This window comes from Mesorhizobium sp. M4A.F.Ca.ET.050.02.1.1 (genome assembly GCF_003997725.1).
Taxonomy (GTDB): domain Bacteria; phylum Pseudomonadota; class Alphaproteobacteria; order Rhizobiales; family Rhizobiaceae; genus Mesorhizobium.
In genome coordinates this window covers 1-834 of the sequence record NZ_RZSG01001323.1, presented here as the reverse complement: position 1 = coordinate 834, position 834 = coordinate 1, and the positions used below count along the sequence as shown (strand labels likewise).

General features: G+C 51.2%; 1 pseudogene. It reads right to left on the bottom strand.

Features of this window, described 5'->3' with window-relative positions:
- Positions 1–286, bottom strand: a pseudogene (locus tag EOA33_RS37240) (class I SAM-dependent methyltransferase); the annotation flags it as partial.
- Between the last annotated feature and the right edge of the window lie 548 nt (positions 287–834).

Here is an 834-nt window from a genome sequence, read left to right as displayed (position 1 = left end):
TGTCGAGACCGTGAACGGAAGCTCCCGTTTCTGCGAGAGGCAGGGCGACGTGGCCGTTTCCGACGCCAAGTTCGAGTGCGGTTCCGTTCTTGACGTAGCTTTTGAGAAAGCTGACTGCAAGCGCGTTCTCGACGGGTTTGTTGAACGCATCCGCATATTCATCATAGACATCGCTCCATATCTCGCCATAATCCGTATAAACGTCTCGGCTTTGTGCATCCTCTTTCATGATGAATTCCTCACTCGCTTGTTCAACCATTTTGCGTTTGTTCTTACTGCGGTTCATAGGGCCTTGGCCCTCGCGAGAACGCCTCACGCCGACTTGCTTACAAAACTCATGCCAATTTGGCTTGGCCGGTCCGAGATGACGTTCTGTAATTGTCTTTTCAGCTAGTTAACCTTAGTCAAACAAGACATTGCCAAAATCCTATGTAGCGAATTGGACAAATGCGACAGTCAAGAATGTCGTGTAGTGCCGTTAGATCAAGACAGGTCGTAGTCAGCACTACAAATTAGCAAGGAGGATTTGAACCGCGCGCGATTGGCCTCATATCCGGCCGCATTGAAGTAGTTTCTGGATTCTGTAACGGAGATGCGTGCTTCGCAAAAGCCGGACATTGAACCCCGCTAAATCCCACGTATGTCCGAAATTTGTCTCATATTTCGAAAGCCAGGGAGCGGCCGTCGTCGCCGGCGTCTGTGGGGGCCGATGAAGCCAAGGGAACCAGGGCCACACCTATGCATAATCCAGCCCCATGTTCGTGAATCGTAAGACCGTCGTCTAATAGCGAGATTTGCAAGCGCCTTTTGGTGCAGGAGGTTGTTTGCCGGGAG